Here is a 24,545-nt window from a genome sequence, read left to right as displayed (position 1 = left end):
CGAAAACCGGCAGCCGAACGAATTCCCGGCTGCCGGTTTTCGATTTCCCCGGATCAGGGGTGGTAGATCTCCTTGACCGTGGTGATCTGGTCGTCGCCGTTCACGCTGATCCACGCGAGCACCGAGCCGCCGTCCTTCAGGTGCTGGAGCAGCCGGTCCTGGCTGCACGGCCCGTTGCCGTAGCCCTGGGCGTCGATGGTGACCGATTCGCCGGGACACAGGGACGCCGCGCTGAGCACCGTGCCGCCCTGCTGCAGCGGAAGCCGGTAGGTCTTGCCGTCGACCGGCACGTACTGGCTGTTGTCCGGACCGCCGTCCTGGCGGATGACCAGCTGGAAGCGGACCATCTGCACACCGGCGTCGTACCCGGTGAACAGCACCGTCTGCGTGGTGTTCGGGAACTTGCGGACGGGCGCCTTGCCGGCTCCGGCCGAGGGCCTGGTCTCCAGCTGCAGGGAGTTGTCGGGCACGCCACAGACCACCGCGCCCTGGCTGCCCGCGGAGCCCGCCTGGCGGGCGCAGGTCCACTTCCCCTGGACGTCGAGGACCCGCTCGCCCGGGCCTTCGGCCTGCGGCAGCTTCTGGTAGTACTCGGTGATCACGGTGAACGCCTCGGTGCAGTCCGGCGTGGTGCCGTCGGTGGCGGCCACCGCGATCAGGTCCATCTTCGGCCGCCCGGGTGCGCCGACCTGGCCGCCGTACTTGCTGCAGTCGACGTCGCCGTTCGACCCGGCACCGGACCCCGCGGTGCCGGAACCTCCGCTGGCCGCCCCCAGGCCGCCCCCTTCCGGCACCTGCTCCGCGACCGCCGTCGCCGTCTCGTTTTTCACCGGGGAACCATTGCCCGCGACACCGTTCCCGCTGCACGCGGAAAGCAGCGCGGTCGCGGCGAACGCCCCGGCAATCATGGCGATTTTGATTGTCTTCTTCGCGGTGAATTCCATCTCAGCGCCCCTCTCGCAGCCCTTTTTTGAGGCTTTGTCTCCGAAGACGCCAGAAACGGAATCAGGTTGTTCATGGGTGCCGTCGTACCGCAGCGTTGCCCGAAAGTCCGGCCCGGCCTGTCCTCACGGGCAGAACTCGGCCGGGCTTCGCAACCCGCGCCATCGACGGTGACGTGCCCTGGAAGCCGGATCAGGAAGTCCGGCTGAAGTCCTTGACAGGCTCGATCAGCGGTCGAGCCACGGAGCGAGCAGCTTCTCCAGATCGGCGTCCGACAACGCCCGCGGCCCGCCGTGGAACTCGTGCCACCGCGACGCGTCACACGCCGCCGTGTACTCCACCTCGAACGCGCGCATCAGCACGTACATGAACGTCACCGAGCTGAACCGCTCACCCAGCAACGTCCGCGCCTCGCGGGCGACCTCGGTTGCACCACGGCCGCACACATCCGCGAGCCGAAGCTCCTCCGCAGCCGGGTCCAGCAGGCTGGGGGCATACATCACGACGAACTCTCCATCACTGAAAGGGAAACTCAGCCTTCGGCAGCAAGCTGCCCACAGGCGGCGGCGATCTCCTGGCCGCGGGTGTCCCGCACGGTGCACGCTACTCCGCCGGCGTTGACCAGCCGCACGAACTCCCGCTCCACCGGCTTCGGCGACGCGTCCCACTTCGAACCCGGCGTCGGGTTCAGCGGAATCACGTTCACGTGCACCAGCTGCCCCAGGTGCTTCCGCAGCCGCTTCGCCAGCAGCTCGGCCCGCCACGGCTGGTCGTTGATGTCCCGGATCAACGCGTACTCAATGGACACCCGGCGCCCAGAGGTGTCCGCGTAGTACCGAGCGGCGGACAGAACCTCGTCCACCGACCAGCGCTCGTTCACCGGCACCAGCGTGTCGCGCAGCTCGTCATCCGGCGTGTGCAGCGAAACCGCCAGCCGCACCTGCATCTTCTCGTCCGCCAGCTTCCGGATCGCCGGCGCCAGGCCCACGGTCGACACCGTCACCGAACGCTGCCCGATACCGAGCCCACCGGGCGCGGGATCCGTGATCCGGCGCACCGCGGCCACCACGCGCTTGTAGTTGGCCAGCGGCTCGCCCATGCCCATGAAGACGATGTTGGACAGCCGCCCGGGGCCGCCGGGCATCGTGCCGTCGCGCATGACCGCCGCCGCCGAGCGGACCTGGTCCACGATCTCCGCCGTCGACAGGTTGCGGTCCAGGCCGCCCTGGCCGGTCGCGCAGAACGGGCACGCCATGCCGCAGCCCGCCTGGCTCGAGATGCACAGCGTCGCGCGGTCCGGATAGCGCATCAGGACGCTCTCCAGGAGCGTGCCGTCGTGCGCTCGCCACAGCGTCTTGCGGGTCGCGCCGTTGTCGGCCTGCAGGGCGCGGACCTCCGTCAGCAGCGTCGGCATCAGATCGGAGACGAGCCGATCACGCGAAGCCGCCGGGATGTCCGTCATCTCCGCCGGGTCGACCGTCAGGCGCGAGAAGTAGTGGTTCGACAGCTGCTTCGCGCGGAACGGCTTCTCCCCCAGCTCGGCCACCGCGGCGGCGCGCTCGGCCACCGACAGGTCGGCGAGGTGGCGCGGCGGCAGGCCGCGCTTGGGGGCGTCGAAGACGAGCGGAAGGGCAGTCATAACCGAGCCAGTGTCCCACGCGTCCACCAGCGGTGCCCGGGCCGCCCTCGCCGGGTGTACCCCAGGTCACGAAGCCCGCCTGTGCTGGCCCCGGAGCCAGGCCCGGGTTCACCCGGAGGGATGATCCACGGTGAAACCGGACGGGACGTCCGTGGTCCGACGAAAGAGGTGAGCCGTGTTCTTCCGGCACAGCGTCCTGGCCGTCGCGGTGGCCCTGAGTGTGGCCCTGAGTGCCGCCGCCTGCACGTCGCCCGCGGAACAAGCGCAGCCGGCGAAGCCCGCCGGCCCGCAGATCGTCGTCGGGACCATGCGCGTGAACCTGCCGGTGGGCGCGACCTACACCTCGCACAGCCAGGACGGCCTGCTGGACGGCTGCGTCGCCGAGGGAACCGCCGTCTGCGAAGCGCGGCTCCTGGACCTGCGTACCTCGGACCCCGGCGCACCCATCAACCTCCCGAGCACGAAGCGGCCGTTCGGCTGGTACACCGGCACCGACGCGCCGACGTGCATCACCGCCGCTTCGCCGCCCGGGCAGGCCGCGGTCGCCACCGGCAGCACCCTCCTCGAATCCGGGTTCGCGCCGATCGGGCCCAAGAAGGCCGAGTACTCCCGCTGGAAGGTCACCTGCGAGAACACCGCGCAGAACAACCAGGTCCGGATGTGGTGGCTGCCGACGAGCAAGATCCTCGTCCTCGAGTACGGGGCCTTCCCCGGCTGGGACGCCAAGATGGACACGCTGCTCGCCGGCGCGACCTTCGGCTAGGCCACCACGTCGAGAGCGGCCCGGATGATCGCGTCGGTGTCGATCCCGTGGTAGCGGTAGACGTCCTCGAGCGAGCCCGACTGGCCGAAGCGCGTGACGCCCAGCGCGGCCGCCGGGACCCGGTTGATCCCGGCGAGGAACGCCAGCGTGTGCGGGTGGCCGTCGAGCACCGTGACCAGCGGCCGGGCCCGCGCCGCCGGGAAGACCTGGTCGAGGATCCACGACTCGGCGCTCCCCCGGCCCGTCCGCGCCTGCACGGCGTCGAACAGCAGGCCCGGGCTGGTCACGCACACGACGTCGGCCTCGACGCCGACCTGGGCCAGGCGCTCGGCCGCCGCCAAGGTGTCCGGCACCAGCGCGCCCATCGCCGCCAGCGTCACCGCCGGTTCCGCCGCGCGCCGCAGCAGGTACGCGCCCGCCACGACCTGGCGGCGACGGCGTTCGCGCGCGGCCGGGTCCGCGGGCACCGCCGCGAGGGTCTGGTCGACCGGGCGGGTCGAGAGCCGGAAGTACGACGAGGTCCCGTCCGGCTTGCCGAGCCGGCCGAGCGCGGCCAGCAGCGTCCACTCGGTATCGATCGCGAACGCCGGTTCGTAGCTGACGCAGCCGGGCTGCTCGATGCCGATCGAGGGGGTGGTGATCGACTGGTGCGCGCCGCCTTCCGGGGCGAGCGTGACGCCGGAGGGCGTGCCGATCAGGATCGACTGGCCGCCCGCGTAGATGCCGAACGACCACGGCTCCAGGGCGCGTTCGACGAACGGGTCGTACATCACGCCGATCGGCAGCAGCGGCTCGCCCCACCGGCTCCAGGTCGCACCGAGCTCGCCCAGCAGGCCGACCAGGTTCGTCTCGGCGATACCGAGTTCGACGTGCTGGCCGGTCGGCTTCTCGCGCCAGTGCATGATCGTCTCGGGGTCGTCCTCGAACCAGTCCCGGCGCTCGGTCGCCGACCAGACGCCCACCTTGTTGACCCAGCCGCCGAGGTTGGTCGTCGAGCTGACGTCGGGGCTGACCGTCACAACACGCTTCGCCGCTTCGGGCGCTTCGCGCGTCAGGTCGAGCAGGACGCGTCCCAACGCCGCTTGCGTCGTCGCGGTCCCTGACGGCGTACGCCCGATGTCGACGGGCAGGTCCACCGAAGGCGCTGTTGGCACGTCCGGACGGCGAAGGCGCGAAGCAACGTCAGCGCACAACTCGGCTTCGGGGGTGCCGGATGCGAAGCGCTGCCACGGCGCAGCGAGGTCCGTGCCGAGCGAAACCGCCAGCTCTTCCATCTGCGAAACGGTCAGCAGCGAAGAGTGGTTCTGCGGATGCCCCTGCGTCGGCAGGCCCTTGCCCTTGACGGTGTAGCAGAAGATCACCGTCGGCCGGCTGTCCGAGATGGACGCGAAGACCTCGTCGAGCGAGCCTAGGTCGTGGCCGCCGAGGTTCCGGATCGCGGCCAGCAGCGTCTCGTCGTCCAGCGACGCGACGAGCCCGGCCAGCGCGGCGTCGCCCGCGGGCAGCCGGTCGCGCACCTGGGCGGCGTCGCAGCGCAGGAGCCGCTGGTACTCGGGGTTCGGCATCGCGTCGATGCGGGCGCGCAGCTCGGCGCCGCCGGGCCGGGTGAACAGCTCTTCCAGGAGCCGCCCGTACTTCAGCGTCAGCACCTGCCAGCCCGCGGCGCCGAACATGCCCTGCAGCCGCCCGGCGGCGATGTTCGGCACGACGCGGTCGAGCGACTGGCGGTTGAGGTCGACGATCCAGACGATCTCGCCGAGCTCGGCGACGGCCGGGTCGAGGATGGCCTCCCAGATCGCGCCCTCGTCCAGCTCGGCGTCGCCGACCAGCGAGTACTGCCGGCCGGTCCCGGCCGAAGAGCCGCGGGTCGTCAGGTAGCGGCGGGCCAGCGCACCCCAGATCGGCGCGGTCGCGCCGATGCCGACCGACCCGGTCGAGTAGTCCACCGGGTCGGGATCCTTGGCACGGCTCGGGTAGCTCTGCAGCCCGCCGAACTCGCGCAGCGTCGGCAGGTATTCCTCGTCCAGCTCGCCGAGCAGGTAGTTGATCGCGTGCAGCACGGGCGACGCGTGCGGCTTGACCGAGACGCGGTCCTCGGGCCGCAGGTGCCGGAACCACAGCGACGTCATGATCGAGACCAGCGACGCGCACGACGCCTGGTGCCCGCCGACCTTGAGCCCGGACGGGTTCGGCCGGACCCGGTTGGCCTGGTGCACGATCGCCGTGGCGAGCCACAGGACCCGCTGCTCGATCGCGGTGAGCACCGGCGCGGTCACGGGGACCTGAGTCATCGTCGACACCTTTCGTGCAGGAAGCGCCCACCAGGACAGCACTGGTGACCGCATCGCACAACCGATGCCGCCGAAAGTGCGCAGAATGCGCAGCGGATCCGGCGGGCTCAGTCCTCCGGCTGCGCAGAATGCTCGCGCCGCAGCAGGGGTGTCAGGCGGTACGGGACGAGCTCCCGCATGACGAGCGAGATGTTCGTCCGCTCCACCCCGGGCGAGGCGAGAATGCGGCCGGCGACGCGGTAGAGGTCGTCGGCGTCGACGGCGACGACCTGGACCATCAGGTCGCTCGCCCCGGTCAGCCCGCACACCTCGGTCACCTCGGGGATCGCCGCCAGGGCCGCCCCGATCTCGGCGAGGCGACGCTGGTCGACCTGCGCGTTGACGAACGCCCGTAGCGGATAGCCCAGCCGCGCCGGGTCGATGCGGCGTTCGAACGACCTGAGCACACCGCGCTGCTCCAGCCGCACGAGCCGGGCCTGCACGGTGTTGCGGGACAGGCCCAGCCGCTCGGCCAGCGCGACCGCGGTGGACCGCGGGTCCTCGCCCAGCGCCTGGAGCAGGCGCGCGTCGATCTCGTCGATGGTTTCCGGCACGCACCGATCTTCCCAGGTGACCGGCGTCACTCGAGACCGGTTGCAATACGACTGCTTCCGATATATCGTGAACGTGTCGCAACAGTTCGAGAAAGGACAACGACATGCGTAGGCAACGACACCCCTTCGCCCAGGAACATGGGCGCACCCCTTTCGGGCCCTTCGGTGGTTTCGGCGAGTTCCCCCCGGGCTTCGGCCCCGGTGGACGCGGTCGCGGCCACGGTCCGGGCCGCCGCGGTCACGGCGGACGGCGCAGCCGCCGCGGTGACGTCCGCGCGGCGATCCTGGCGCTGCTCGCCGAGCAGCCCCGGCACGGCTACGAGATCATCCGCGAGATCGGCGAGCGCTCCGGCGGCTTCTGGCGACCGAGCCCCGGCTCGGTGTACCCGACGCTGCAGCTGCTGGCCGACGAAGGCCTGGTCATCAGCAAGGACGAGCACGGCAAGAAGCTGTTCGAGCTGACCGACGCCGGCCGCGCCGCCGCGGAGCAGCAGGACGCCACCCCGCCGTGGGAGCAGATCGCACAGGACGTCGACCCGGTCGAGATCGGGCTCGTCAAGGCGGGCAAGAACCTGGCCGCCGCCGTCGTGCAGATCATGCGCGCGGGCAACGAAAGCCAGCAGGCCCGCGCGGCCGAAGTGCTCAACGACGCCCGGCGCTCGCTCTACGGCATCCTCGGCGAGGACGAGGACGAGTCCTCCGCGCCCGAAGAAGCAGCCGAGTGACCTGGCAGGACGAGGCCGGTGGGCTTGACCCGCGCGTGGACGCGGTAGCCCACCGGCAGCGTCAGGTCGGTCTCGCGATTCCCGTTACGCTGCAAGGACTCCGCGATCGCCTGTTCGGCGACCGGCTTGCTGAACTCGATCTTCAGCACCGCTTCGAGGTCCGCGGCGGTCGCGAAACGCCACTCGGTGGCGACGCGGTGGCAGCCGAACCCGGCGCGGGCGAAGAACCGTTCCACGGCCGCCGGATCGTAGTGCGGTAGGTCGGCGCGCATCCAGCGGCCGTAGGGCTCACTGGTCACGTCGAGGTCGACGATCAGGATCGCGCCGCCCGGCCGCAGCACCCGCTCGGCCTCCGCCAGCCCCGGCTCGCACCCGGGCCCGAAGAAGTAGGCCGTGCGCGCGTGCACGACGTCGACGCTCGCGCTGCGGACCGGCAGCCGTTGGGCCCGGCCGTGCCGGATGTCCACGTTCGACAGGTCCTTCACGCGCTCCAGCGCACTGCGCACCAGGGGTTGGTGCGGCTCCACCCCGAGCACCGAACGCGCGTCACGAGCGAAGACGGGCAGGTGGAACCCGTCGCCGCAGCCGACGTCCAGGACGTCCCGGCCGGCCCAGTCGTACACCTGGCGCAGGACGCGCCAGATCTCGCCGCCGCTGTCCTGCGCCCGGTTCTCCCGTTCGTAATCGGCCTGGTAGTACCAGATGTTCGGACTCGGCACGACCTCCGTGCGCCGCGACGACCACCGCACCCGCTGCTCCTTCCGGGGCCTCATCGCCGGGAGTGATCTTCCGACGGCGAAATCTTGGCGGAAACCACACTGACTACGCCTAGAATTCGGTGGGTCTCGGGAGGAGCACCACATGGCATTCGGCCCGTCCAGTACCCCGTCCCCGGTCCCGGCCGGAATCCCGTGCTGGATCGAGCTGGCCTGCCGGGAGCAGGCCGTGGCGGAGGGATTCTACGGTGCCCTCTTCGGCTGGGACTACACCACTCAGCGGGACCCGGCGACGTCCGACGGGCGCTACGCCATCGCGACCCTCAACAACCTCCCGGTCGGCGGGCTCTACCGCGCCGCGCAGGGCTCCCCGCTGGGCTGGATGCCGCACATTTCGGTCCCCCACACCGCGAGCGCGGCCGAATGGGTGGAGCACCTCGGCGGGCGGATCACCCTCGGGCCGGTGCCACTCCCGGACCGCGGCACGATCCTGCACGCCTTCGACGCGTGCGGCGCGCCGGTGGTGTTCTGGGAGGTGCCGCCGAACTGGGAGTTCGTCACCGGGATCCCCAACACCTTCAGCGGCGCGGACCTCAACACCCACGACGGCGTCGCGGCGGATCACTTCTACACCAAGCTGTTCACGTACGCGAGCCACCAGATCGGCGACGGCGAGGCCCTCGACTACGTCGAATGGCTCATCGAACACGAGCCGGTGCTGTACCGGTACGTGATGGGGTCGGAGTACAGCCTCGATACCCCGCCGCACTGGCTCGTGTACTTCGACATCGACCCGGCCCGCGGCGTCGACGCGGTCGCCGGGGAATCGCTCATGCACGGCGGCACCGTGGTGATCCAGCCCTACGACACGCCGTTCGGCCGGATGTCGATCCTCGCCGACCCCGAGGGCGCGGTCTTCGCGGTGATCGACCACTCGCGCATCGCCGAAGGCTGGGGCCGCGCGGAGGTCGACGACCCGTACGACGACTAGACCGGCACGAACGCCGAAAGCAGCAGCCAGGACACGACGGCCGAAGGCAGCAGCGAGTCGAGGCGGTCCATGATCCCGCCGTGCCCGGGCAGCAGCGTGCCCATGTCCTTGACGCCGAGGTCGCGCTTGATCAGCGACTCGACGAGGTCGCCCAGGGTCGCGGTCAGCACGATCGCGACACCGAAGATCACGCCCTGCCAGACGTGGCCGTCCAGGAGGAGACTCAGCGTCAGCGCGCCGGCGACGACGCCGCCGATCACCGAACCCGCGAAGCCTTCCCAGGTCTTCTTCGGGCTGATGGTGGGCGCCATCGGGTGCTTGCCGCCGAGCACGCCGGCGATGTAGCCACCGGTGTCCGAGGCGACGACGCCGATCAGGAAGGTCAGGACGCGCCCGACGCCGTCCTGCGGCGGGACGAGCATCGCCGCGAACGCGCCGAACAGCGGTAGATAGGCGGCAGCGAAGGTGGACGCGCTGATGTCGCGCAGGTAGCCCTTCGCCCCGCCGGGCAAGCGCCACAGCAGGCAGGCGAGGACGGTGAGGACGAAGGCGGTGAGCGCACCTTCCCGGCCGAACGGCCAGGCGAGCCAGATCATCGCCTGCCCGCCGACGAGCACCGGGATCATCGCGACCCGGGTGTCGGCGACCCGGCGCAGCACCCCGGCGAATTCGAAGGTGCCGACCGCGATCGCGATCGCGATGATCCCGATGAACAGGAAGCGCACGGTGAGCAGGGAAACGATGATCGCGGCGCCGAGCAGCAGCGCAACGCCGATGGCCGCGGGCAGGTTCCGGCCGGCCTTGGATGCCTTCTTGGCCTCCGACGCCGGTTCCGCGGCCGCCGAAACTCCGGCCGCGGTGCCCTTCACGGAAGGCATTCCGGCTGCCGCGCCCGGGGTCGCCGGGCCGGCCGGCGTGTCCGCCGCGGCGGTTCCGGCGGCCGACAACCGGCTCGCTTCACCGGTGCCCGAGGTCTCCGGCGCGGCCGGCGTCCCCGTAGCCCGGCCGGTTTCCGAGGTCGCCGAAGTCCCGACCGGGGTCTCCGGCGCGGCCGGCGTTTCCGCCACCCGGCCGGTTCCCGGGAACTCCGGCGTGGCCGGGATGCCGGCGTCACCCGGCTCCGGCGTCCCGGGCGTGGCCGCCGGGTGTTCTCCGGTGGCGTCCACCCGGTCCTCGCGTTCCTCGCTCACCTGTGCCATCAGACCTCGAGCAGCTCGGCTTCCTTGTGCTTGACCAGCTCGTCGACCTTGTGCGAGTACGTGTCGGTGAGGTTCTGCAACTCCTTTTCCGCGCGCACGACCTCGTCTTCGCCCGCTTCGCCGTCCTTGCCGATGCGGTCGAGCTCTTCCTTGGCCTTGCGGCGGATGCTGCGAATGGTCACCCGCGCATCCTCACCCTTGCTCTTGGCGACCTTGACCATCTCCTTGCGCCGCTCCTCGGTGAGCTGCGGGATGACGATCCGGATCACATTGCCGTCGTTGCTCGGGTTGACCCCGAGGTCGGACTCGCGGATGGCCTTTTCGATCGCGACGAGCTGGGTCTGGTCGTACGGCTTGATCAGCGCCATCCGCGCCTCCGGCACGTTCACGCTGGCCAGCTGGTTCAGCGGGGTCGGCGCGCCGTAGTACTCGACCACGATGCGCGAGAACATCGACGGGGTGGCCCGGCCGGTGCGCACCGACGTCAGATCATCCTTGGCGACGGACACCGCTTTTTCCATCTTCTCCTCGGCATCGAGGAGGGTCTCGTCGATCACGGCTACTCCCGTTGTTGTGATGGGTGACGCTTGCTGATCCCAGCAGGTCTAGGCCGGCACCCCGGCAGTCGGGGTGCTGACCAACGTGCCGATTCTTTCACCACTCACCGCGCGAGCGATGTTCCCCTCGGTGAGCAGGTTGAACACGATGATCGGCATGTTGTTGTCCATGCAGAGGCTGAACGCCGTCGCGTCGGCGACCTTGAGGTCCCGCTCCAGCACCTCGCGGTGGGTGATCTCGCGGAACATCTCGGCGGTGGGGTCGGCCTTCGGGTCCGCGGTGTAGACGCCGTCGACGGCCTTCGCCATCAGCACGGCCTCGCAGCCCAGCTCGAGCGCCCGCTGCGCGGCCGCGGTGTCGGTCGAGAAGTACGGCATGCCGACCCCGGCGCCGAAGATCACGACGCGGCCCTTCTCCAGGTGCCGCTCGGCGCGGCGCGGGATGTAGGGCTCGGCGACCTGGCCCATCGTGATGGCGGTCTGCACGCGCGTGGGCAGGCCTTCCTTCTCCAGGAAGTCCTGCAGCGCGAGGCAGTTCATCACGGTGCCCAGCATCGCCATGTAGTCGGCGCGGTCGCGGTCCATGCCGCGCTGCGACAGCTCCGCGCCGCGGAAGTAGTTGCCGCCGCCGATCACGACCGCGACCTGGACGCCGGTGCGGGCGACGTCGGCGATCTGCTGCGCGACCGAGTGGACGACATCCGGATCGACGCCGATAGAACCACCGCCGAACATCTCGCCGCCCAGTTTCAGCAGCACCCGCCGGTAGCCACCTTCGACCCGGTCACCCATCTATCGTCGCCTCCTGTGCTCGGCCGCCTCCGTGGGAGGGAGTACGTCGGCGGCTGCCCCTCGACCTGATTTCTTCATCCTCAGACCTGACAGTGCCCCGTCCCCGATGGACGGAGACGGGGCACTGGGTGAAACCTACGCCCGGGCCTGGCCTCAGGCCTGGCCGACCTCGAAGCGCGCGAACTTGGTCAGCGTCACGCCGGCCTCGTCGAGCAGGGCCTTGACGGTCTTCTTGTTGTCCTTGACCGACGGCTGCTCGAGCAGGACGTTGTCCTTGTAGTAGGCGTTGACCTTGCCCTCGATGATCTTCGACATGGCCTGCTCGGGCTTGCCCTCTTCACGAGCGGTCTTCTCGGCGATGGAGCGCTCGTTCTCGACGATCTCGGCGGGCACCTCGTCGCGGGTCAGGTACTTCGCGCGCAGCGCGGCGACCTGCATGGCTGCCCCGCGGGCGGCCTCGGCGTCGTCACCGGTGAACTCGACGAGCACGCCGACGGCCGGCGGCAGGTCGGAGCCGCGGCGGTGCAGGTAGGTCGCCGTCTGGCCCTCGAAGGCCACGACGCGGCGCAGCTCGAGCTTCTCGCCGATGCGGGCCGACATCTCCTGGACGACCTCGTTGACGGTCTTGCCGTCGAGCTCGGCACCCTTGAGCGCCTCGACGTCGGAGGTCTTGAGGGTCTTCGCGACCTCGACGATCTTCGCGGCGAGCGCCTGGAAGTCGGCGTTCTTCGCGACGAAGTCGGTCTCGGAGTCGAGCTCGATGAGGACGCCGCCGTCACCGGTGACCAGGCCCTCGGCGGTGGCGCGCTCGGCGCGCTTGCCGACGTCCTTGGCACCCTTGATGCGGAGGAACTCGACGGCCTTGTCGAAGTCGCCGGCGTTCTCCTCGAGGGCCTTCTTGCAGTCCATCATGCCGGCGCCGGTCATCTCGCGCAGGCGCTTCACGTCAGCGGCGGTGTAGTTCGCCATTCTGGTAAATCCGTCCTTTGCAGGAAATCTGTGGGTTGCTACGCCCGTGCGGCCGGGCCACGGGGGCACGGCCGCACGGACGGTGGAGCATCAGGAGGAGGCGGTCGCCTGCTCGGGAGCGGCCTCGACCGGGGCCGCCTCGGCCGGGGCCGCCTCGACGGCAGCGGCGGCTTCGGTCGCGTCGGCGGCGGCGGTCTCGGAGCCGGCGAGCAGCTCCTTCTCCCACTCGGCCAGCGGCTCGTCCGCGGCGACGCCCGGCTCCGGCTTGGAGTCGGCCGAAGCACCGTTGCGGCTGGAGCGCGCCATCAAACCGGCGGCCGCGGCCTCGGCTACGACCTTGGTCAGCAGCGCGGCCGAGCGGATCGCGTCGTCGTTGCCCGGAATCGGGTAGTCGACCTCGTCCGGGTCGCAGTTGGTGTCCAGGATCGCGACGACCGGGATGTTCAGCTTGCGAGCCTCGCCGACGGCGATGTGCTCCTTCTTCGTGTCGACGATCCACACCGCGCTCGGCACCTTCGCCATGTCGCGGATACCGCCGAGGGTCTTCTCGAGCTTGTCCTTCTCGCGGGTCAGCGTCAGGATCTCGCGCTTGGTGAGACCTTCGAAGCCGCCGGTCTGCTCCCGCGACTCGAGCTCCTTGAGGCGGAGGAGACGCTTGTGCACGGTCTGGAAGTTGGTCAGCATGCCGCCGAGCCAGCGCTGGTTGACGTAGGGCATGCCCACGCGCGCGGCCTCGTTGGCGATGGCTTCCTGCGCCTGCTTCTTGGTGCCGACGAACATGATCGTGCCACCGTGCGCGACGGTTTCCTTGATGAACTCGAAGGCACGGTCGATGTAGGTCAGCGTCTGCTGCAGGTCGATGATGTAGATGCCGTTGCGCTCGGTGAAGATGTAGCGCTTCATCTTCGGGTTCCACCGACGGGTCTGGTGCCCGAAGTGCACGCCGCTGTCGAGCAGCTGCTTCATGGTGACGACGGCCATTGCCGGAATCACACCTCTTCTGTGTAGTGCGCGCCCTGCTTCCGCGGACGCGCTGCTCGGTTTTGTCGCTCGCGACCGGGTGGCCGCTCGCCCTGGTGCCCGTGGCGGCGTCCGGACCCGGAGGTTGGTGAGGACCCCAGGGACCGCCGGACACCGTGCGATTCGCCCGGTCGGTGATGCTCGAAAACCGGGGGACGCGCACGTGCACGCGAAGTCAGCCCGCTCACGCGGACCGCGCACAAGATTCTACCCCCTGCCACCAGCCCCTCCCCCACCGGCGGCCGATCGAGGACCGAGTTGTCCACATGCGGTCCGGTTGTCCACAGATTCGGCGACGGGCCGCCACGCGGCCGCGGAGTACCGCAGGCTGGAGCCATGGAGTCGATCAGTCGTCGCCGGCGCCGGGTGCCGGGGTGGTTCGTGACCGTGGTTGCCCTGGTCATGGGGGCATTCGGGAGTGTAGGAGGTGGAGTTGTGGCCGCTCGGAGCACGGCGGTGCCGGCGGCTTGGGCGGAGGGGCTCGGGCCGCCGCAGTCCCCACGGCAGCCATGGACAGGCGGGCTGGCGCCCCCGATGCCGGGCTCCCGGCCGGCCTTGCCGTCGGCGAGTGGACCGGCACCCCCGACAGCCGGCTCCCTGCCGGCCTTGCCCCGGACGAGCGAGCCGGCACCGGCCCTCGGCCTCTCGCCGACCGAACCGGCCGGGCAATGGTCCACCGCGCTCATGGCCGCGCCGGACTGGCTGCCCTCGGTCGCGGGCGCCCCCTGGACAGGCGGCGCCCGAGCCGCACCGCAACCGCGGCTGTCCTGGCCCTTGTCACCCGTTCCGGTGGTCATGAAGTACTTCGACGCCCCCGAAACGCCCTATGGCGCGGGGCACCGAGGGGTCGATCTGGCCGCCGTGCCCGGGCAGGAAGTACTGGCCGCGGACGCGGGCGTGGTCGTGTTCGCCGGGGTGGTGGCCGGGCGGCCCGTCATCTCCGTCGACCACGACGGCGGGCTCCGCACCACCTACGAGCCCGTCGCGCCGCAGGTGGGCGTGGGTGCGCAGGTCTACCGGGGCCAGGTGCTCGGCACCGTCCTCGCCGGGCACCCCGGCTGCCTGGTGGCGGCCTGCCTGCACTGGGGCGTGCGGCGGGGCGAGGAGTACGTCGATCCCCTGGCGCTGACCGGCGAGGTCGGTGAATACCGGCTCAAGCCGTGGGGAGGTGGTCCGTGATCAGCTGCCGGTCTGCTCGACCAGCTTGGCGCGCAGCCGCATGACCGCCCGCGTGTGCAGCTGGCTGACCCGCGACTCGGTGACGCCGAGGACCTTGCCGATCTCGGCGAGGGTCAGGCTCTCGAAGTAGTAGAGGCTGACCACGATCTTGTCGCGCTCGCTGAGCTGCGCGATGGCCTGCGCGAGCTGGCGCCGGTTGTCCTGGTCGACGAGCACCGCGACCGGGTCGACGGCGTCGTCGTCGGGCAGCGTGTCGACCAGCGAGCCGCTGTCCTTGCCCGCGGCGACCAGGTCCTCCAGCGCGACGACGCTGGTGAGCTGCAGCTGGCCGTAGAAGTCGCGCAGGTCGTCGAGGCCGATGCCGAGTTCGGCGGCGAGCTCGGCGTCGGTCGGGGTGCGGTGCAGGCGGGCGCCGAGGCGTTCCATCGCGCGCTCGGCTTCCTTGGCCTTGCTGCGGACGGCGCGCGGAACCCAGTCCTGGGAACGGAGGTCGTCGAGGATCGCGCCGCGGATGCGCTGCATCGCGTAGGTCTCGAAGCGCAGGCCGCGCTCGGGGTCGAACTTCTCGATGGCGTCGACGAGCCCGAAGATGCCGGACTGGACGAGATCACCGACGTCGATGTGGGTCGGCAGCCCGGTGCCGACCCGGCCGGCGACGTACTTGACCAGCGGGGCGTAGTGCAGCACGAGCCGATCGCGCGACGCCTGGTCGGGGCTGTCGGCGAACTGCTGCCACAGCGCCGCGATCCCGGCGTCGACGTCGTAGCCGGCGCGGGTTTCCGCGGGCGCGGCGGCCTCACCGTGAGTGGTCACTCCGGCGGCATCGGTCACGTGCGGTCCTGCGGTCATTGCACAGTCGTTCTCGGCATGCGGCTCAGTGTTGTCTCCGTGCTCGTGCGGATGCGCGTGCGCCGCCGGGCCCGCTGGTGACGACCCCGGCGAGCCTCCCCGGACCGCCTCAGGCCCTGGGGTGCGCTCGGTCATGGATCGCTTTCAACCGGTCGACGGTCACATGAGTGTAGAGCTGCGTCGTGGCAAGCGTAGCGTGACCAAGCAGTTCCTGAACGCTCCTGAGATCGGCACCCCCTTCCAGCAGATGCGTGGCGGCCGAATGGCGCAGGCCGTGAGGCCCCATGTCGGCCGCTCCGGGCACCGCCGTGACGGCGTCGTGGACCACGCGCCGCACCGTCCTCGGGTCGACACGTTTGCCCCGCACACCGAGGAAAAGTGCGGATTCGGCGCTGTCACCTCCGGATTCCGCGACGATCTTCGCCCGCCCCTCGTCGATCCAGCCGGCCAGCGCCTCTGCCGCCGGAACGCCGAACGGGACCACGCGTTCCTTGCCGCCCTTGCCGAGCACCGTCACGACACGACGGGAGAAGTCGGCGCCGCCGACGTCCAGTCCGCACAACTCGGACACGCGGATCCCGGTCGCGTAGAGGAGCTCGACCATCGCGCGATCACGCAGGGCGACCGGATCCCGTTGCGCCGCCCCGGCCGCCGACGCCCGCATGACCTCTTCCGCCTGCCCGGCGCGCAGTACCCCGGGCAGGGTGCGGTGCGCCCGCGGAGCGGCGAGCCGTCCGCCCGGATCGGTGGCCAGCACGCCGGTGCGGTGCGCCCAGGCGGTGAAGGTCCGGGCCGAGGCGGCCCGCCGGGCGAGCGTCGTGCGGCTCGCCCCGCCGGACTGCTGCACGGCGAGCCACGCCCGCAGCCGCGCGAGGTCCAGTTCCGCGAGCCCGCCCCCGCCGTCCACGACGAACCCGAGCAACGAGACCGCATCGCCGACGTACGCGCGGACGGTGTGCGCGGACAAGCCACGTTCGAGCCCGAGGTGCCGTTCGTAGCCGGTGACGACGGCCTGCACGGGCCCGGGCAGCGCGGTCCGGAGCGCGCGCAGGTCGGGTCGGCGGGGCCGGCCGGAGCGTGGTGACGGCATGACTGTCACGCTGCGCGAACAACGGCCACCGGTCAAGGATCGCCACGCGGGCCCACCGGACCGGCCGAACACCATCGACGTTTTCGCCGGGAATTCGTGGCGTTCACGCGCTGTCCCTTCGTCGTCGCCAGCCCGCTTCCCCGCGGACGGCGAATCCGTCGATCTCCAGCGCCGGCAGCAGTGCCCGCACCCGCCGCAGCGGGATGCCGGATTCGGCCGCGATCTCGGCGTCGGACCGGTCCGCGCGCACAGCGAGTGCTTCGTAGGCCCGCAAAGCCTCCGGCCCCAGCCGGTCGGTGGGCCGTTTCGGCCGGGCTGCCACGTCCTCGGCGGCGCCGAAGCGACCGACGGTTTCGAGCACCTGGTCGACGGTCGAGACCAGCGTCGCCCGCGCATCGCGGATCAGGTCGTGACAGCCGACCGACATCCCGGACGAGACCGGTCCCGGCAACGCCATCACGACCTTGCCGAGGGCACCGGCGGTGCCGGCGGTGTTGCGGGCACCGCTGCGCCGTCCCGCCTCGACCACCAAGGTGCCCTCGGTGAGGGCGGCGATGAGCCGGTTGCGGACGAGGAAGCGATGCCGCGCGGGCGGGGTGCCGGGCGGGTATTCGCTGACGACCGCGCCGCCGGAGCGGACGATCCGCTTCAGCAGGCCCACGTGCCCCGCCGGATAGCCGGCGTCGACAGCGCAGCCCAGCACGGCGACAGTCACGCCGTCGGCGGCGAGCGCGCCTCGGTGCGCAGCGCCGTCGATGCCGTAGGCGGCGCCGGAGAACACCGGCACACGGCGGGAGGCCAGCCCGTACGCGAACTCGGCGGCGTGGTGTTCGCCGTACTCGGTCGCCGCGCGAGCACCGACCACGGCCACGGCCCGATCGGCGGCATCGCCGAGCGCGGCATCGCCGGCGACCCACAAAGCCAGCGGAGGCACGGCCTCGGCCACCCCTCGCCGGGCGGCGAGGTCCAGGGCGAGCAACGGCCAGGCCGGCCACTCGTCGTCTTCGGGGACGACGAGCCGGGCATCCGCCGCGGCGGCCCGGGCGAAGTCCTGGGCGACGAGGTCGTACTCCCGGCGGGCTTCGGTCGCCTTCAGCACCTCAGGCGGGCAATCGCCGCGACGCACCCGCCCGGCAGCCTCGACCGGCCCGTGTGCGGCCACGAAGGCGACGAGCGACGGCGCCGGTGGCTCGGCTACGCGCAGCAGGTAGGCGCGGGCCTGCCGCAGCTCATCGGCACTCACGCCGCCACCCGTTCGCGGAAGGCCAGGGCTGAGCTGACCTGTTCGGTGCCTGGGCGGGCCTCACCGTCCAGATCGGCCAGAGTCCACGCGATGCGCAAGCAGCGATCGGCGCCCCGGCCGCTCAGCGCACCGCGGTCCATTGCGCGGTCCAACAGGACTGTCGCGTCGGCGGGCAGGGCGAACTGGCGCCGCAGTGCCGGTCCGGGAACGTCCGAGTTGGACAGCCACCCGTGTTCACGCCACCGCCGCCTGGCACGTTCGCGAGCGATGAGCACTCGTTCGCGAACGGTTTCCGACGACTCCGCTGTTCCGTGGTCATGAGCGCTGATCGCGCTCAGTGGTCGCAGACGGACCCGCAGGTCGACCCGGTCGAGCAACGGCCCGGAGAGTCTGCCGAGGTAGCGACGGCGGGCGGTCGGCGAGCACACGCAGTCGGCGTCTTTCGGCGGCGCGCATGCGCACGGGTTGGTGGCCAGCACGAGCTGGAACCGCGCCGGGTAGGTGATCGAGCCCTTGACCCTGGCGATGCGCACCTCACCCTCTTCGAGCACGGTACGCAGTGACTCGAGGCACTGGGCACCGAACTCACAAACCTCGTCGAGGAAGAGCACGCCACGGTGAGCCCGGCTGATCGCGCCGGGTGAGGCGATCCCGCTACCGCCGCCGATCAGCGCCGCGATGGAGATCGAATAGTGCGGAGCGACGAACGGCGGCACGGTGATCAAGGGCGACGCCTTGGACAACGAGCCGTCGACCGAGTGAACGGCCGTCACTTCCAATGACTCCTCGGACGACAAGGGCGGCAACAGGCCAGGCAAGCGCCTTGCCAGCATTGTCTTTCCGACACCGGGCGGCCCGGTGAGCAAAAGGTGGTGCCCGCCTGCCGCAGCGACCTCCAGGGCCCAGCGTGCCTCCGGCTGGCCGACGACGTCGGCCAGATCCGGTACTTCCGGGGCCGACGCCGGCGCGGGAGGCTCCGGAGGCACCAACTCGGTTTCGCCCGTCAGCCACGCCACCAGGTCGCGGAGGTGGGGCGCACCCGCGACTTCGATGCCGTCCACGAGTGCCGCCTCGACGAGGGAGTCCGCGGGCACGACGGCTCGTCCATAACCGGCGGCACGAGCCGCCAGCAGACCCGGGAGAACGCCGCGGACCGGCCGGATCCGGCCGTCCAAGGCCAGTTCGCCGAGCAACACCGTGCCGAGCAGCCGCGTCGCCGGAACAGCGCCCGAAGCCGCAAGGACGGCCGCCGCGATCCCGAGGTCGTAGGCAGACCCCATCTTCGGCAGGTTCGCCGGAGACAGACCGAGCGTCACCTTGCCGTCGGGCCAAGGCTGCCCCGAGTTCCGGACAGCTGAGCGAACGCGGTCCTTCGCCTCGCGCAGGCCCGCGTCGGGTAGGCCTACGAGGGTGACCCGGCTCAACCCGCCTCCGAGGTCCGCCTCGATTTCGATGACCCGGCCGTCGACGCCGAGGAGAGCTGCCGACCACGCCTTCGCGATGGGCATCAGAACGCCGCCTCGAAGTGCTGCAAGCGCGGGCTGGTGCCGGGCTCGGCGAGGATCGCGACGACGTCGTAGCGGACGGGGCACCAGCCGAGGCGAAACTCGCGCAGCCACCGTTGCGCGGCTCGACGTACCCGCCCGGCTTTTTCTTCGGTGACAGTCTCGGACAGCAGCCCGAATTCCGTTCCGGACCGCGTCTTGACCTCACAGAAAATGACGCGCGCGCGGTCGGTGACGACCAGGTCGATCTCACCCTCACGGCACCGCCAGTTACGGCTCAGCAGGACCAAGCCGCGGTCCTGCAGATATCGGGCGGCCAAATCCTCGCCCCAGGCGCCGAAGTCACGGCGGTGTGTTGCGAGCTGCTCGGTGCCCGTCATCGTTCGCCCCCCTTGCTGGCTCTCACCGGTTACCGGGGCGGTCCCCGACGATCACGGTGCGTATGCGATCAACGGTGCCAGCGGACGTCGCGGACAGACCAGCCCGAAATCGTCGGCCTGTGGACAACTAGGGGGATGTGGACAATCTGCCCACACGAAGCCAGCTTGCCCTGAATTTGTCAGTGCGCTGTGGTAGGGCTCGGCGAAGGGTGAAAAGCACCGCGCCGGCTCGTCCTTGGGGACGGGCCGGCGCGGGTGGGACCTGGCTCAGCCCGAGAACGGGCCGTCTTCGGGGAGGCGCAGGTCGGGCTTGTCGAGCTCCTCGACGTTGACGTCCTTGAACGTGATCACCCGGACGTGCTTGACGAAGCGGGCCGGGCGGTACATGTCCCATACCCAGGCGTCCGACATGCGGACCTCGAAGTACACCTCGCCACCGCCGTCGCGGACCTGGACGTCCACCGCGTTGGCCAGGTAGAACCGCCGCTCGGTCTCCACCACGTACGAGAACTGACCCACTATGTCGCGGTACTCGCGGTACAGCGAGAGCTCCATCTCGGTCTCGTACTTCTCGAGATCCTCTGCGCTCATGAAATCCGCGCCCCTCCTCGGGATCGTGCTGGGGATCGTGCTGCTGCTCCGCCGGCGGAGCGTTCATTGTGACCCACACCCGCGGCCGAGGCATGCAGCGGCAGGCTGAGTTGCGGTTCGAGTGCTTCGTCGAGGACCGCGGCCAGACTCGCGTCCGCTCCGGTTTCCATGGCTTTTTCCAGCGCCGCGTAGGTCAGCACGACCGGCCGCGCCGGGCGCAGGCCGTGCTTGACGGCCACCGTCGCGACGTTCGTGTACGACCAGCGGTGGACGTCGCTGGGGCCGTGCTCGCGCAGTGCCGCCAGGTGGTCGGACGTGCTGTAACCCTTGTGCACGTCGAAACCGTAGTGCGGCAAGTCGTCGTGGTAGCCCGCCATGATGCGGTCACGCGTCACCTTCGCCAGCACCGACGCGGCCGCGATGCAGGCCACCGAGCGGTCGCCCTTGATCACCGCCGTGTTCGGGGCGGTGAGGCCCGGGACCCGGAAGCCGTCGGTGAGGATGTAGCCCGGCGGCACGCGCAACGCCGCCGCGGCGCGGCGCATGCCCTCCAGGTTCATCACCCGGATGCCGTAGAGGTCGACCTCGGCCGTCGGGATGACGATCACCGAGTAGTCGACGGCCCGGGCGAGGACCAGGTCGTAGACCCGGTCGCGCGCCTTCGCCGTCATCAGCTTGGAATCCGTCAGCTCGGTGAGCTTCGCCGCGTCGCCCTGCTTCAGCACGCAGGCCGCGACCACCAGCGGCCCCGCGCACGCCCCGGCGCCGGCTTCGTCCACACCGGCGACCGGGCCGAGGCCACGGCGGTCGAGCGCGCCCTGCAACCCCCAGAAGAGGTCGCCGCGCACCACGGCCCGCGGTGGCCGGATCGGCTCGGCCGCGGTGAGGGGAACGGGAACTGTCAAGGCTGGATCACCCGTCTGCCGACAAGGATCGGGTGGCTAGGGTTTCCGCCCGGCCGCCCGGCGCAGTCCGGACTTGAGCTTGCGCCCCAAGAACAACGCCGGCCAGGCCGCCGCGATCCCGGCGCCGAGCGGAAGGCCGCTCTGCCAGGCCGGCGCACCCAGGGCCACCGGCTGGGCCGACGCCTGCGGGTTGTGGTCGGTGATCCCGCCCCACCGGCTCGGCGGCAGGACGATGATCCGTGCCTTGCCGATGATGTTGTCCACGGGGACCGCGCCGTTCACGCCGCCGCCGCCCTGGAACCGGGAGTCGTCGGAGTTGTTCCGGTTGTCGCCCTGCACCCAGACCATCCCGGCCGGGATCTTGACCGGCTCGAAGGTCCGCTGCTCCTGGTTCGCCGGGTTGTCCCAGTAGATGTACGGCTCGTCGAGTGCCTTGCCGTCCACGATCATGCGGCCCTGCGGGTCGCAGCACTGGACGGTCTGGCCGCCGACCGCGATCACCCGCTTGACGAAGTCGCGCTCGTCCGGCGGGGCGAACCCGACCAGCGAGCCGAGGCCCTGCAGGCCGCGGACGACGATGTTGCTCGACTCCTGCGGTGCGATCTCGTTGTTGATCCACGCCGGCGGGCCCTTGAACACGACCACGTCGCCCGGGGAGGGCTCGGTGAAGTCGTACGTGACCCGGTCGACAAGGATCCGGTCGCCGGTGCACCCGGGACACCCGTGCAGGGTGGCCTCCATGGAACCCGAGGGGATCATGAAGACTTTCGCGAGGAATGTCTGGATCAGGATCGTGAGCACCAGGGCGATCACGAGCAGAATCGGCAGTTCCTTCCAGAACGACCGTTTCTTGGCGGGCTTGGCTCGCCGCCTGCGGGATCCCCCGCGCTCCTCGGAGCGGGACAGCCTGGGCTTGTCCTCTTCGGAGCGATCGGGGTCATCCTCAGCAGCGTTCTGGGACACGGGTTCGGCCACGTCGTCAGGCTACCGGTAACCGGGTTGTGACTCAGTTAGCCGAAGCCGTCTCGCGGTTCTCGCGACGCTCCTTGATCTTGGCCTTCTTGCCGCGCAAGTCGCGCAGGTAGTACAGCTTCGCGCGCCGCACGTCACCGCGCTTGTGGACCTCGACCTGAGCAATGTTCGGCGAGTGCACCGGGAAGGTGCGCTCCACGCCGACGCCGAAGGACACCTTGCGAACGGTGAAGGTCTCCCGGATGCCGCCGCCCTGACGGCGGATCACGACGCCCTGGAAGACCTGGTTGCGCTCGCGGTTGCCCTCGATGACGCGGACGTGCACCTTGAGCGTGTCGCCCGGGCGGAAGTCCGGGATGTCGGAACGCAGCGACTGCTTGTCCAGCGCGTCCAGGGTGTTCATCGGTGGTCCGTCCTCGTCTTCGTATGGCTTGCGTACAGATCCCGGCGCGCAACGGAACCGCTGCGGGCGACCAGGGGGCTGTTGGTGGGCTTTACTCGCGCCCACGGCACCGGTCAAGTTTACAGACCGGGATCGGGCCGGGCGAACCGGCCCTAGGCCTGCTCGGGATCCAAGCCCTCCAGGACCCCGCGATCGTGCTTGTCGAGACTACCTTCCGGCAGCGCCGCCAGGAGATCGGGTCGGCGGCGGGCCGTGCGCTCGAGGGCCTGGTCACGCCGCCAGCGGTCGATCAGCGCGTGGTTTCCGGACCGCAGGACGTCGGGCACCGCCAGGTCCCGCCACACCTCCGGGCGCGTGTAGCTCGGCCCTTCGAGCAGGCCGTCGGAGAAGGAGTCCTCGGCAGCCGAACGCGCGTTGCCGAGCACCCCGGGCAGCAGCCGGACGACGGCCTCGACGATGACCAGCACCGCCGCTTCGCCGCCGACCAGCACGTAGTCGCCGATCGACACCTCGTCGACCGGCATGCGACGCGCCGCGTCGTCGACGACCCGCTGGTCGATGCCCTCGTACCGGCCGCAGGCGAACACCAGGTGCTTCTCCGCCGCGTAGGCGTGGGCCAGCTCCTGGGTGAACGGCCTGCCCGCCGGCGTCGGCACGACGAGCCGCGTCTCGGGACGGCAGACGTCGTCCAGCGCCGGGCCCCAGATCTGCGGCTTCATCACCATGCCGGGGCCGCCGCCGTACGGCGCGTCGTCGACCGCGCGGTGCACGTCGTGCGTCCACTCGCGCAGGTCGTGCACGCCGACCTCGATCAGGCCGCGGTCGATCGCCCGGCCCAGCAGCGCGGCGCGCAGCGGGTCGAGGTATTCGGGGAAGATCGTGACGACGTCGATCCGCATCTCAGGCGTCCAGGAGCCCTTCCGGCGGGTCGAGCACGACCCGGCCGCCCGCGACGTCCACCGTGGGGACGATCGCGTAGACGAACGGCACCAGCACCTCGCGGCCGTCGACGTCGAGCTCCAGGAGCTCGCCGGCGGGCGAGTGGACGATTTCGACCACCTTGCCCACGACGGTGCCGTCCACCAGCTCGGCCCGCAGGCCGGCCAGCTCGTGGTCGTAGAACTCGTCGGGGTCCGACGTCGGCGGCAGCGTGTCGGTGTCGGCGAGCAGGAGGGCGCCCCGCAGCGTCTCGGCGACGTCGCGCGTGAGGACCTCCTCGAAACGCACCAGCAGCCGCCCGCTGTGTTCGCGGGCGGCTGCGATGGTGAGTTCCCTCTTGCTGCCGTCACGCAGCTTCGTCGTGACGGCCGCACCGATCTTGAACCGCTCGCCCGGCGAGTCCGTGCGCACGTCCACGGCGAGTTCACCGCGGATGCCGTGCGCCTTCGCGATGCGGCCGATCACTACGACGTTCATCCTGACCGTTTCGAATCCGACACAGGGGCTCAGCGGTCCGTGTCGACGACGTCCACGCGGACGCCGCGGCCACCGATGCCGCCCATGACGGTGCGCAGGGCGGTCGCCGTGCGACCGCCCCGGCCGATCACCTTGCCGAGGTCGTCGGGGTGCACGTGCACCTCGAGCGTGCGGCCACGGCGCGTGGTCAGCAGCTCGACCCGGACCTCGTCCGGGTTGTCGACGATCCCGCGCACCAGGTGCTCGAGGGAGTCCGCGAGGAAACTCACTCGGACTTCTCGCCCTCAGCAGCCTCTGCCTTCTCGGCCTCGGCCTTCTTCGGGGCGGACTTCTTCTTCGGCGTGGTGGCCTCGGTGGAGGGCTCCTCGCCGGCCGCGGCGAGCGCCGCGTTGAACAGGTCCTGCTTGGACGGCTTCGGCTCGGCCACCTTCAGGGTGCCCTCGGCGCCCGGCAGACCCTTGAACTTCTGCCAGTCACCGGTGATCTCCAGCAGGCGCTGGACCGGCTCGGTCGGCTGCGCGCCGACGTTCAGCCAGTACTGGGCGCGCTCGGAGACGACCTCGATCAGGCTCGGCTCTTCCTTCGGGTGGTACTTGCCGATCGTCTCGATGGCCTTGCCGTCCCGGCGGGTGCGCGCGTCGGCGACGATGATGCGGTAGTACGGCGCACGGATCTTGCCGAGGCGCTGCAGCTTGATCTTGACGGCCACGGGTGTGGGTACTCCTCGTATCTCTCTGATGCTGGGGTGGGCACTCGCGATCCGAGTGGGGACACGGACGCGGGCACCCGAAGGTCAGGAGCTTTCGCACGGTGAG

28 protein-coding genes are annotated in these 24,545 nt (G+C 70.6%); 4 read left to right on the top strand and 24 right to left on the bottom strand.

The window, feature by feature from the left end; translation table 11 throughout:
• Positions 1-53: 53 nt before the first annotated feature.
• From A3CE_RS0133555 to rlmN, 3 genes are all read right to left on the bottom strand, one after another.
• A complete protein-coding gene (locus tag A3CE_RS0133555) occupies positions 54-944 on the bottom strand; it encodes a hypothetical protein (protein ID WP_020644484.1) in 891 nt (296 codons plus the stop codon).
• 225 nt (positions 945-1,169) lie between these two features.
• Positions 1,170-1,442: a hypothetical protein gene (locus A3CE_RS0133550; RefSeq protein WP_051183954.1), complete on the bottom strand. Its 273-nt coding sequence runs from the start codon at positions 1,440-1,442 to the stop codon at positions 1,170-1,172.
• Positions 1,443-1,474: 32 nt separating this feature from the next.
• A complete protein-coding gene (gene rlmN, locus A3CE_RS0133545) occupies positions 1,475-2,581 on the bottom strand; it encodes a dual-specificity RNA methyltransferase RlmN (RefSeq protein WP_020644482.1) in 1,107 nt (368 codons plus the stop codon).
• A gap of 175 nt (positions 2,582-2,756) precedes the next feature.
• On the opposite strand from rlmN, the gene A3CE_RS0133540 reads away from it, so the two are divergent.
• Positions 2,757-3,344, top strand: coding sequence for a hypothetical protein (locus tag A3CE_RS0133540; protein ID WP_020644481.1), 588 nt, complete (start codon positions 2,757-2,759; stop codon positions 3,342-3,344).
• Here the strand turns inward: A3CE_RS0133540 and A3CE_RS0133535 are convergent.
• Both A3CE_RS0133535 and A3CE_RS0133530 read right to left on the bottom strand, forming a co-directional pair.
• A complete protein-coding gene (locus tag A3CE_RS0133535) occupies positions 3,341-5,635 on the bottom strand; it encodes a transketolase-like TK C-terminal-containing protein (protein WP_211231864.1) in 2,295 nt (764 codons plus the stop codon). The two genes, A3CE_RS0133540 and A3CE_RS0133535, sit on opposite strands and share 4 nt — an antisense overlap.
• Positions 5,636-5,742: 107 nt before the next feature.
• The gene (locus tag A3CE_RS0133530; RefSeq protein ID WP_026469122.1) at positions 5,743-6,228 is read right to left on the bottom strand and encodes an Lrp/AsnC family transcriptional regulator; all 486 of its coding nucleotides are present in this window, start codon (positions 6,226-6,228) and stop codon (positions 5,743-5,745) included.
• Between the two features lie 104 nt (positions 6,229-6,332).
• On the opposite strand from A3CE_RS0133530, the gene A3CE_RS0133525 reads away from it, so the two are divergent.
• A complete protein-coding gene (locus A3CE_RS0133525) occupies positions 6,333-6,953 on the top strand; it encodes a PadR family transcriptional regulator (protein ID WP_020644478.1) in 621 nt (206 codons plus the stop codon).
• Here the strand turns inward: A3CE_RS0133525 and A3CE_RS0133520 are convergent.
• Entirely contained in the window at positions 6,893-7,702 is an 810-nt protein-coding gene (locus A3CE_RS0133520) for a class I SAM-dependent methyltransferase (RefSeq protein ID WP_020644477.1), read from the bottom strand. The genes A3CE_RS0133525 and A3CE_RS0133520 overlap by 61 nt on opposite strands.
• A 112-nt stretch (positions 7,703-7,814) precedes the next feature.
• Between A3CE_RS0133520 and A3CE_RS0133515 the strand changes: the two genes are divergently transcribed.
• Positions 7,815-8,660, top strand: coding sequence for a VOC family protein (locus tag A3CE_RS0133515; protein ID WP_020644476.1), 846 nt, complete (start codon positions 7,815-7,817; stop codon positions 8,658-8,660).
• Here the strand turns inward: A3CE_RS0133515 and A3CE_RS0133510 are convergent.
• The 5 genes from A3CE_RS0133510 to rpsB form a co-directional block, all read right to left on the bottom strand.
• Entirely contained in the window at positions 8,657-9,538 is an 882-nt protein-coding gene (locus A3CE_RS0133510) for a phosphatidate cytidylyltransferase (RefSeq protein ID WP_245589827.1), read from the bottom strand. The genes A3CE_RS0133515 and A3CE_RS0133510 overlap by 4 nt on opposite strands.
• 320 nt (positions 9,539-9,858) lie before the next feature.
• Positions 9,859-10,416 (bottom strand): ribosome recycling factor, encoded by a 558-nt coding sequence (gene frr, locus A3CE_RS0133505; RefSeq protein ID WP_020644474.1) that lies wholly within the window; start codon positions 10,414-10,416, stop codon positions 9,859-9,861.
• Positions 10,417-10,464: 48 nt separating this feature from the next.
• A complete protein-coding gene (gene pyrH, locus A3CE_RS0133500) occupies positions 10,465-11,208 on the bottom strand; it encodes a UMP kinase (protein WP_013223864.1) in 744 nt (247 codons plus the stop codon).
• A gap of 153 nt (positions 11,209-11,361) precedes the next feature.
• Positions 11,362-12,177 (bottom strand): translation elongation factor Ts, encoded by an 816-nt coding sequence (gene tsf, locus A3CE_RS0133495; protein WP_020644473.1) that lies wholly within the window; start codon positions 12,175-12,177, stop codon positions 11,362-11,364.
• Between the two features lie 90 nt (positions 12,178-12,267).
• Positions 12,268-13,158, bottom strand: a complete 891-nt coding sequence (gene rpsB / locus A3CE_RS0133490) for a 30S ribosomal protein S2 (RefSeq protein WP_020644472.1) — start codon at positions 13,156-13,158, stop codon at positions 12,268-12,270.
• 645 nt (positions 13,159-13,803) lie between these two features.
• Here rpsB and A3CE_RS52020 point away from each other — a divergent pair.
• A complete protein-coding gene (locus A3CE_RS52020) occupies positions 13,804-14,376 on the top strand; it encodes a M23 family metallopeptidase (protein ID WP_020644471.1) in 573 nt (190 codons plus the stop codon).
• Here the strand turns inward: A3CE_RS52020 and A3CE_RS0133480 are convergent, their stop codons facing one another.
• The 13 genes from A3CE_RS0133480 to rpsP all read right to left on the bottom strand — a co-directional run bounded on the left by A3CE_RS0133480 (position 14,377) and on the right by rpsP (position 24,439).
• Positions 14,377-15,225, bottom strand: coding sequence for a FliA/WhiG family RNA polymerase sigma factor (locus A3CE_RS0133480; RefSeq protein WP_026469121.1), 849 nt, complete (start codon positions 15,223-15,225; stop codon positions 14,377-14,379).
• Between the two features lie 109 nt (positions 15,226-15,334).
• Positions 15,335-16,315 carry a tyrosine recombinase XerC gene (locus A3CE_RS0133475; protein ID WP_043791220.1) on the bottom strand — a complete coding sequence of 327 codons (981 nt, stop codon included), beginning with the start codon at positions 16,313-16,315 and terminating at the stop codon, positions 15,335-15,337.
• Positions 16,316-16,418: 103 nt separating this feature from the next.
• Positions 16,419-17,558 (bottom strand): DNA-processing protein DprA, encoded by a 1,140-nt coding sequence (gene dprA, locus A3CE_RS0133470; RefSeq protein WP_020644468.1) that lies wholly within the window; start codon positions 17,556-17,558, stop codon positions 16,419-16,421.
• The gene (locus A3CE_RS0133465; protein WP_020644467.1) at positions 17,555-19,066 is read right to left on the bottom strand and encodes a YifB family Mg chelatase-like AAA ATPase; all 1,512 of its coding nucleotides are present in this window, start codon (positions 19,064-19,066) and stop codon (positions 17,555-17,557) included. The genes dprA and A3CE_RS0133465 overlap by 4 nt, the downstream gene beginning before the upstream one ends.
• Entirely contained in the window at positions 19,066-19,443 is a 378-nt protein-coding gene (locus A3CE_RS0133460) for a YraN family protein (RefSeq protein ID WP_020644466.1), read from the bottom strand. Before A3CE_RS0133460 ends, A3CE_RS0133465 begins: the two co-directional genes overlap by 1 nt.
• Before the next feature lie 267 nt (positions 19,444-19,710).
• Positions 19,711-20,034: a DUF2469 domain-containing protein gene (locus A3CE_RS0133455; RefSeq protein WP_003096226.1), complete on the bottom strand. Its 324-nt coding sequence runs from the start codon at positions 20,032-20,034 to the stop codon at positions 19,711-19,713.
• Positions 20,031-20,885, bottom strand: a complete 855-nt coding sequence (locus A3CE_RS0133450; RefSeq protein WP_020644465.1) for a ribonuclease HII — start codon at positions 20,883-20,885, stop codon at positions 20,031-20,033. Before A3CE_RS0133450 ends, A3CE_RS0133455 begins: the two co-directional genes overlap by 4 nt.
• A gap of 90 nt (positions 20,886-20,975) precedes the next feature.
• A complete protein-coding gene (gene lepB / locus A3CE_RS0133445; protein WP_026469120.1) occupies positions 20,976-21,914 on the bottom strand; it encodes a signal peptidase I in 939 nt (312 codons plus the stop codon).
• Positions 21,915-21,945: 31 nt separating this feature from the next.
• Positions 21,946-22,314 (bottom strand): 50S ribosomal protein L19, encoded by a 369-nt coding sequence (gene rplS, locus A3CE_RS0133440; RefSeq protein WP_020644463.1) that lies wholly within the window; start codon positions 22,312-22,314, stop codon positions 21,946-21,948.
• A 152-nt stretch (positions 22,315-22,466) separates the two neighbouring features.
• On the bottom strand, positions 22,467-23,213 hold the full coding sequence (trmD, locus tag A3CE_RS0133435; protein ID WP_020644462.1) for a tRNA (guanosine(37)-N1)-methyltransferase TrmD: 747 nt from the start codon (positions 23,211-23,213) through the stop codon (positions 22,467-22,469).
• A gap of 1 nt (position 23,214) precedes the next feature.
• Positions 23,215-23,730 (bottom strand): ribosome maturation factor RimM, encoded by a 516-nt coding sequence (gene rimM, locus A3CE_RS0133430; protein WP_026469119.1) that lies wholly within the window; start codon positions 23,728-23,730, stop codon positions 23,215-23,217.
• 29 nt (positions 23,731-23,759) lie between these two features.
• Positions 23,760-23,999: an RNA-binding protein gene (locus tag A3CE_RS0133425; protein ID WP_003103110.1), complete on the bottom strand. Its 240-nt coding sequence runs from the start codon at positions 23,997-23,999 to the stop codon at positions 23,760-23,762.
• Positions 23,996-24,439 (bottom strand): 30S ribosomal protein S16, encoded by a 444-nt coding sequence (gene rpsP, locus A3CE_RS0133420; RefSeq protein ID WP_020644460.1) that lies wholly within the window; start codon positions 24,437-24,439, stop codon positions 23,996-23,998. The genes A3CE_RS0133425 and rpsP overlap by 4 nt, the downstream gene beginning before the upstream one ends.
• Positions 24,440-24,545 lie beyond the last annotated feature (106 nt).

Source organism: Amycolatopsis balhimycina FH 1894, from assembly GCF_000384295.1.
GTDB classification, from domain to species: Bacteria; Actinomycetota; Actinomycetes; order Mycobacteriales; family Pseudonocardiaceae; genus Amycolatopsis; species Amycolatopsis balhimycina.
The sequence above is the reverse complement of the archived record's forward strand: the minus strand, read 5'-3'. Positions and strand labels throughout refer to the sequence as shown.